Source organism: uncultured Agrococcus sp. (assembly GCF_945915485.1).
Classification (GTDB): domain Bacteria; phylum Actinomycetota; class Actinomycetes; order Actinomycetales; family Microbacteriaceae; genus Agrococcus.
This window is the reverse complement of the sequence record NZ_CAMEFJ010000029.1, coordinates 19,965-27,183: the sequence shown is the minus strand read 5'-3', so window position 1 is coordinate 27,183 and position 7,219 is coordinate 19,965. Positions and strand designations below refer to the sequence as shown.

Below are 7,219 nucleotides of genomic sequence, written 5' to 3'. Positions count from 1 at the left end.
TGGGCGGCGTTGTCGAAGTGCTTGCCTACGGTCTGCCTCCCGGACTCGGCAGTTACGTCCACTGGGATCGCCGGCTGGATGCCCGGCTCGCGGGCGCGTTGATGAGCGTCCAGGCCATCAAGGGAGTCGAAGTCGGCGACGGCTTCACGACTGCGACGAGGCGGGGGAGCGCCGCGCACGATGAGATCGTGCCGGGGGAGGACGGACTCGAGCGCGTCTCCAACCGTGCCGGAGGCATAGAAGGCGGTATGACGAACGGCCGAGTGCTGCGCGTTCGCGCGGCTATGAAGCCGATCTCCACCGTGCCGCACGCACTGCGTACGATCGATGTCGCTACTGGGGAAGCTTCGAAGGCGCACCATCAGAGAAGCGACATCACAGCGGTTCCTGCATCCGGCGTCGTCGCGGAGGCAATGGCGGCACTCGTCCTTGCGGACGCGGTGCTGGAGAAATTCGGCGGTGACAGCGTCGGTGAAACCCGCAGGAATCTGGCAGCGTACCTCAGTGCGATCGACGAGAGCGTGCGCACGAAGAACGAGCGCTGATGACGTCGCAAGCACCTCGGCCGGTGGTGCTGATAGGGCCGATGGCCGCCGGCAAGAGCTCGGTAGGGCGCACGCTTGCGAAGGTCCTGGCTCGCGAGTTCATCGATACCGACAAGGTCATCGTGCGGGACAACGGTCCGATTCCGGAAATCTTCGCAGAGCTGGGTGAACGGGGGTTCAGAGAGCTTGAGGCGAACGTCGTCGCCGAGGCTCTGCGGCCGGGCGCAGTGGTTTCGCTCGGCGGTGGTGCTGTTCTAGACGAGGGAACCCGCGCACGCGTGGCGGACTCAACCGTCGTGCTGATCACCGTCTCCGAAGCAGCAGTCGCGAGCCGAATCGACAACAACAAGCGGCCGCTGCTCGCGGAAGAGGGCATCGTCGCCTGGCGAAGAATCACCGCCGAACGCGAGCCGCTGTATCGGCAGCTGGCCGATGCCGTTGCGGACACATCGCACCGCCCGATGCGACGTGTCGCAGAAGAGATCGCCGCATGGGTGCTCGAGCACGAGCACCCGGGATCCGAGAGCAAGAAGGAGCGTGGGATAACCAGTGTCTGAAGTAACGACAATCCGTGTGGAGACGGCGGACGAATACGATGTCGTAATAGGTCGTGAAGTGCTGCTCGATCAGCTGCGGGAAGCATTGACGGAGGTCGACAAGGTTCTCGTCGTGCATCAGCCGTCGCTCTCAACGGTTGCCGACGAGCTGAAGCGGGAGATCGAGGTAAGCGGGACGCAGCTCTTCCTCGCGGAAATTCCCGACGCGGAAGACGCGAAACGCATCGAAGTAGCGCAGTTCCTGTGGCAGATCATGGGGCAGGCCGACTTCACGAGAACGGACGTCGTTGTCGGGCTCGGAGGCGGAGCCGCAACGGACCTGGCAGGTTTCGTCGCCGCAACATGGCTGCGAGGCGTGAGCGTCGTTCAGGTGCCGACAACCGTGCTCGGGATGGTCGACGCGGCCGTCGGCGGCAAGACAGGCATCAATACTGAGCTCGGTAAGAACCTCGTGGGAGCCTTCCATCAGCCGTCGCTTGTCATTGCGGACCTCGCGCTGACCGACACGCTCGACCGCAAGGAGATCCTGACCGGATTCGCGGAGGTCGTCAAGTGCGGATTCATCGCGGACGAGCGCATCCTGGAGCTGCTCGAGTCCGATCTGGAAGCGACGACGAACCCCGGCGCTCCCCAGTTCCACGAAGCCGTTTCACGGGCGATTCGGGTGAAAGCAGAGATCGTCGCTGGCGATACACGCGAGCACGGGCGTCGCGAGTTCCTGAATTACGGGCACACGCTGGGGCACGCGATCGAACACGCGGAGCGCTACCAGTGGCGTCACGGAGCAGCGATCTCGATCGGCATGGTCTTCGCAGCGGAACTTGGACGGCTTGCCGGTCGGCTGGACGATGCGACCGTCGCGCGGCATCGGCGCATCCTTTCGAGCCTGAACCTTCCACTGCAGTACCCGGCGAATCGCTGGAAGACGCTGCGTGCCACGATGCAGCGCGATAAGAAGACGCGTGGTTCGATGCTCCGCTTCATCGTGCTGGACGGCGTAGGACGTCCACGCGTTCTGGAAGGGCCCGATCAGACGATGCTCTTCACTGCATACCAGTCCTTGGCCGATGAACAGGAGTGAGCCTGTCTACGTGCCGTCTACTGCAAGAATGAATGCATGCGCATCCTCGTACTGAACGGGCCCAACCTGGGTCGTCTCGGCACCCGGGAGCCCGAGATCTACGGCTCGGCCTCTTTGGAAGACGTGCAACGGCTGCTCGACGGCTACTCCGGTCTTGAAGCCGACGTGCGACAGACCGATAGCGAGACCGAGCTGATCTCGTGGATACACGAGGCGGTTGACGCGCGCACACCCGTCATCCTGAACCCGGCGGCGTTCACGCACTACTCGTATGCGCTGCGGGACGCGTGCGCGATGCTGCAGGGCGTTGCGCCGTTGATCGAGGTGCACCTCTCGAACCCCCACGCGCGCGAGACGTTCAGACACAACTCCGTTATCTCGGGAGTCGCGAAGGGCGTCATCGCCGGGTTCGGCATCCGGGGCTACGGGCTCGCGGCGGAGTCTCTACGCAGCGAAGCATGACCGGTCGACCCGACAAGGCCGTCTGCTACGTCCAGCACGATGGACATCTGCTCGTCTTCACGCATCTCGACGTGCCGTTGACGGTCGCGGGCGTGCAGGTTCCAGCAGGTACGGTGGATGCCGGCGAACGACCAGAGGATGCCGCGGTACGCGAACTGCGTGAGGAGACGGGTCTCGCCGGAAGCGTGCTGCGGTCACTCGGCTCGGAAGAGTACGACGTGCGGCCGACGCGGGATCAAATCGCGACGAGGCACTTCTTCGAACTCGCCGTCTCGAACGCCCACACAGAAGATCGATGGGTAGCGGGCGAGTTCGATCCGAATGGCGGAGGTATTCCGCAGCGATGGGAATGCTGGTGGTTGCCGCTCGAGCACTCGCAGGTGCTCGTCGCTGGTCTCGGCGCGAAACTCGGCGCTCTCGTCCGGTAGACTCGGCCACTGGCCGGAAACCTCGGTCGCTCGTACATACGAACGGAAATTCATGGCAACGACCAACGACATCAAGAACGGATCGGTTCTCTCGATCGACGGACAGCTCTGGAGCGTGCTCGAGTTCCAGCACGTCAAGCCGGGTAAGGGCGGAGCTTTCGTCCGTACCAAGCTGCGGAACGTTCGCAGTCAGAAGGTCGTCGACAAGACATTCAACGCCGGCACGAAGATCGACTTCGAGACCGTCGACCGCCGTGACTACCAGTATCTGTACAACGACGGCACCGACTTCATCTTCATGGACAACGACACCTACGAACAGCTGCCGATCCCGGCGAGCGTCGTCGGCGATGCCGCCAACTACCTGCTGGAGAACGCGAATGCGCAGATCTCCATGCATGACGGTGAGGCACTGCAGGTCGAGTTGCCGCCTTCGGTCATTCTCGAAATCACCTACACCGAGCCGGGTCTGCAGGGCGACCGCTCGAACGCCGGCAACAAGCCGGCAACCGTCGAGACCGGCGCCGAGATCCAGGTGCCGCTCTTCGTCGAGCAGGGAACCAAGGTCAAGGTCGACACGCGTTCCGGCGACTACCTCGGACGCGCCTGACGCACGTGACTGTCGAACGCTATCCCTCCAGGAGGAAGTCTCGGAAGCACGCGATCGAGGTCGTGTATGCGGCCCTGATCCGCGGCGAGGACCCGATGGTGCTTCTCGCGACCACCTCGCGCGCAGCCGGATGGTCGCGGCACCCATGGTTCGCGTACGCGCAGGAACTGGTCGCCGGCGTCGAACGCCGCACAGAAGAACTCGACGAAATCATCTCCGGCGCCAGCGAGAAGTGGAGCGTCGATCGTATGAGCAGAACGGACCTCGCGATTCTGCGCGTCGCTTCCTTCGAGTTGCTGGAGCAGCAGGGGGTTCCCGCTGCTGTCATCACCTCTGAAGCCGCTCACCTGGCAGAGGAGCTGTCGGCGGACGACTCGCCGAGATTCGTGCAGGGAGTGCTTTCGCGCATAGCGGCCCAGCGCTGAAACACGTGACGCGAATCGATGCCTGCACGCATCCGTTTGCTAGCGTGAGTTCTACTACTGCAATGGTGCGGTAGCAGAACGGAGATTCACAGCACATGAGTTCCCTCGTTTTAATGCTCGTCGGCCTCGCCATTCTCGGTCTCGGGTATGCCTTCTACTCGAAGTATCTGTCCAAGCGCGTTTACCGGCTCGACAAGGGTTTCAAGACACCTGCCCACGAGCTGAGCGACGGCGTCGACTACGTCCCGACCAATAAGTTCATTCTCTGGGGGCACCACTTCACGTCCGTTGCGGGAGCCGCGCCTATCGTCGGCCCGGCCGTCGCGATCATCTGGGGCTGGCTGCCGGCGTTCCTTTGGGTGACGCTGGGCACGGTGTTCTTCGCGGGAATGCACGACCTCGGCGCGCTGTGGGCGTCGACGAGGAACAAGGGCAGGAGTATCGGCTCACTCGCGGCGCGCTACATCGGCAAACGGGGCGCAGCGCTGTTCCTCGTCGTCATCTTCGTGTTGCTGCTCATGGTGATCGCGGCCTTTGCCGTCGTCATCACCGGGCTGCTGGTCGGCACTCCCTCAGCAGTCATACCCACCTGGGGCGCGATTGTCGTGGCGTTGCTTGTCGGTGTCTCGGTGTACAAGCTGAAATGGCCGCTGCTGCCGGTGACGATCGTGGGCGTCGTCGCACTCTACTCACTGATCGTCCTCGGGGACCAGGTCCCCGTAGTGCTGCCGGATGACTTCCTCGGCATCGGACCAGCCAGTTTCTGGATCATCGCGCTGTTCGTCTATGGTGGCATAGCTTCAATGCTGCCTGTCTGGGTGCTGCTGCAGCCGAGGGACTACATCAACGGTGTGCAGCTCTTCGTCGGTCTGGCTCTCCTGTATTCCTCTGTTCTCATTGGAGCGCTTTTCCTCTCGAACAAGCCCGAGCTCGTCGCCCCGATGTGGAATACAGCGGTGCCGGAGGGGACACCGTCCATGGTGCCACTGCTGTTCGTCACGATCGCCTGCGGTGCCATCTCGGGCTTCCACGGGATGGTGTCGTCCGGCACGAGCTCCAAGCAGCTGGACAAGGAGACGGACGCTCGATTCGTCGGCTACTTCGGCGCGGTCGGTGAGGGACTGCTCTCGCTGGGAACGATTCTCGCCGTCGCCGGTGGTATCGGCTCCGTCGCCCGCTGGGAGGAGATCTACAGCGAATTCGGCGCGGGAGGCGTCAACGCGTTCGTCGAAGGCGGAGGCTTGCTCATGGAGAACGGCATCGGTTTGCCCGCGTCGCTCAGTGCGACCGTGCTCGCGACGATGGCCGTGCTGTTCGCTGCGACGACGATGGACACCGGTATGAGACTGCTGCGCTTCGTCGTGCAAGAAATCGGCCAAGCGGCGAACGTCAAGCTGAACAAGTACGTCGCAACGCTCGTCGTCGTCGCGGTCGGTCTCGGGCTGACCTTCTCACAGGGACTCGACGGTGAAGGTGGCATGCGGATCTGGCCGCTGTTCGGTACGACGAACCAGCTGCTCGCCTCCCTGACGCTCTCGATCATCGCGATCATGCTGATCCGCAAGCGACGGAACCCGCTACCGGCGCTGCTCCCGCTCATCGTCGTCTTCATCATGTCGTTCTGGGCCGCCATCGAGCAGCTCTTCAGCTTCACGAATCCCGCGAATCCGGACTGGCTGCTCTTCGTCATCGACGTGGTCATCATCTTCGCGAGCATCTGGGTGGCCGTCGAGGCGTTCATCGCGATGCGCAAGGCGGTGAAGGCTCCTCCTGAGCCTGAAGATGCCGACGAGAAGCTCGAAGCCGTCCGAGAGGAGTCCTAACCTGTCGGAATCCGGATCACACCGCTGGGCCTCCTTCTCTCGGGCGCTGTCCGAGATCTACGCCGGGCCGTACAGGCAGGCGTTAGCGCGCGAGCGCAGGGACGAGGACGACTTCTTCACCCTCGTCGTCCTTGGAGAGGCCCTCGGTGTTCCGGACCCGGCCGCGTACTACACGCTTGAGTTGATGCCGTACCTCTACGAAGACTTCCATGCATGGCACAAGCGCATGGGTATGCCGCGCTCGCCATTGGATCATGTCTCATGCTGTTAGAGAGTCTGCACGACAGGAAGCTGCTGTTCATCGGTGGCAAGGGCGGCGTCGGGAAAACAACTGTCGCGTCCTCGATCGCCTGCGGGCTCGCCGCGCGGGGGAAGCGCGTGCTGGTCGCATCAACAGATCCTGCGCACAGTCTCGGGCACCTGTGGAGGACGAGCCTGAACGATACGGCGCGTCAGCTCGCTGCCGTCGGGAACGGCTCCGTTGACGGTGTCGAGCTCGATCCCCGTTCTACAGTCGAGCGTCACCTGGCAGGCGTTGAAGCAACCATGATGAGCCTGCTGCCGGAGCGACTGCACTCCGCGGCCCGCTCGCATATTCTGCGGGCGGCGGATGCTCCGGGCAGTCACGAGTCCGCGATGCTCGAACGTGTTGCGGAGACGGTCGAAAACGCACAGGGCGTGTACGACACCGTGCTGTTCGATACGGCTCCCACGGGGCACACCACCAGGCTGCTCTCACTGCCGGATCGCCTGGAGGGATGGACCGAGCAGCTATTGCGAAGCAGAGATCGCTCCGAGCGATACGCCGCAACAATGCAGTCCATCGTCACCGGCAGAAACTCCCGGAACCCCGAATCTGACTTGCGCAAGACCCTGCACAGAAGAAAGTCACGCTTCGCGACCATGCGAGCGATGATCACGGATGCCGAAGTTTGCGGATTCGTTACGGTCACGCTCGCGGAACGGATGCCCCTGGCAGAATGCCTCGACCTCATTGAGGATTTGAGGGGTTTGCGTATCCCCATCGCGGGTGTCGTCATCAACAGACGTTCCCCGCGGGGAGAAAGCGCGCTCCTCGACGCACGACACCGCCTCGAGACCGACGCTATCGAAGCGTCGAAGTTGCTCCGCACAGAAGCCCCACTCGTCGAGATTCCACTGCTCGCCGACGACCTGACGGGGGAGGACGCCATACTGCGTGTAGCGGCGCGGCTCTAGCGTCGGCTAGCACGCTGTATGCTTGAACCATCCAACCTTGAAGCTCGTCCAGTGAGGCGAAGAAGGGAGG

The 7,219-nt window shown here is 63.0% G+C and carries 10 protein-coding genes; all 10 read left to right on the top strand.

Annotated elements, in window-relative coordinates; genetic code table 11:
- The coding region (locus tag Q0O95_RS06845) for a chorismate synthase (protein ID WP_293696661.1) at positions 1-545 on the top strand (545 nt) is incomplete at its 5' end.
- The gene (locus Q0O95_RS06840) at positions 545-1,102 is read left to right on the top strand and encodes a shikimate kinase (protein ID WP_293696659.1); all 558 of its coding nucleotides are present in this window, start codon (positions 545-547) and stop codon (positions 1,100-1,102) included. The genes Q0O95_RS06845 and Q0O95_RS06840, both read left to right, overlap by 1 nt.
- Positions 1,095-2,183: a 3-dehydroquinate synthase gene (gene aroB / locus Q0O95_RS06835; protein WP_293696657.1), complete on the top strand. Its 1,089-nt coding sequence runs from the start codon at positions 1,095-1,097 to the stop codon at positions 2,181-2,183. The genes Q0O95_RS06840 and aroB overlap by 8 nt, the downstream gene beginning before the upstream one ends.
- A 36-nt stretch (positions 2,184-2,219) precedes the next feature.
- Positions 2,220-2,645, top strand: a complete 426-nt coding sequence (locus Q0O95_RS06830) for a type II 3-dehydroquinate dehydratase (protein WP_293696655.1) — start codon at positions 2,220-2,222, stop codon at positions 2,643-2,645.
- Positions 2,642-3,073, top strand: coding sequence for an NUDIX domain-containing protein (locus Q0O95_RS06825; protein WP_293696653.1), 432 nt, complete (start codon positions 2,642-2,644; stop codon positions 3,071-3,073). Before Q0O95_RS06830 ends, Q0O95_RS06825 begins: the two co-directional genes overlap by 4 nt.
- Before the next feature lie 52 nt (positions 3,074-3,125).
- Complete coding sequence (gene efp / locus Q0O95_RS06820; RefSeq protein WP_293696651.1) at positions 3,126-3,683, top strand: elongation factor P; 558 nt, start codon at positions 3,126-3,128, stop codon at positions 3,681-3,683.
- Between the two features lie 5 nt (positions 3,684-3,688).
- On the top strand, positions 3,689-4,108 hold the full coding sequence (gene nusB / locus Q0O95_RS06815; RefSeq protein WP_293696649.1) for a transcription antitermination factor NusB: 420 nt from the start codon (positions 3,689-3,691) through the stop codon (positions 4,106-4,108).
- 95 nt (positions 4,109-4,203) lie between these two features.
- On the top strand, positions 4,204-5,931 hold the full coding sequence (locus tag Q0O95_RS06810; protein WP_293696647.1) for a carbon starvation protein A: 1,728 nt from the start codon (positions 4,204-4,206) through the stop codon (positions 5,929-5,931).
- Positions 5,891-6,202, top strand: coding sequence for a cory-CC-star protein (locus Q0O95_RS06805; RefSeq protein WP_293696645.1), 312 nt, complete (start codon positions 5,891-5,893; stop codon positions 6,200-6,202). Before Q0O95_RS06810 ends, Q0O95_RS06805 begins: the two co-directional genes overlap by 41 nt.
- A complete protein-coding gene (locus tag Q0O95_RS06800; protein ID WP_293696643.1) occupies positions 6,145-7,149 on the top strand; it encodes an ArsA family ATPase in 1,005 nt (334 codons plus the stop codon). Before Q0O95_RS06805 ends, Q0O95_RS06800 begins: the two co-directional genes overlap by 58 nt.
- Positions 7,150-7,219: the final 70 nt, after the last annotated feature.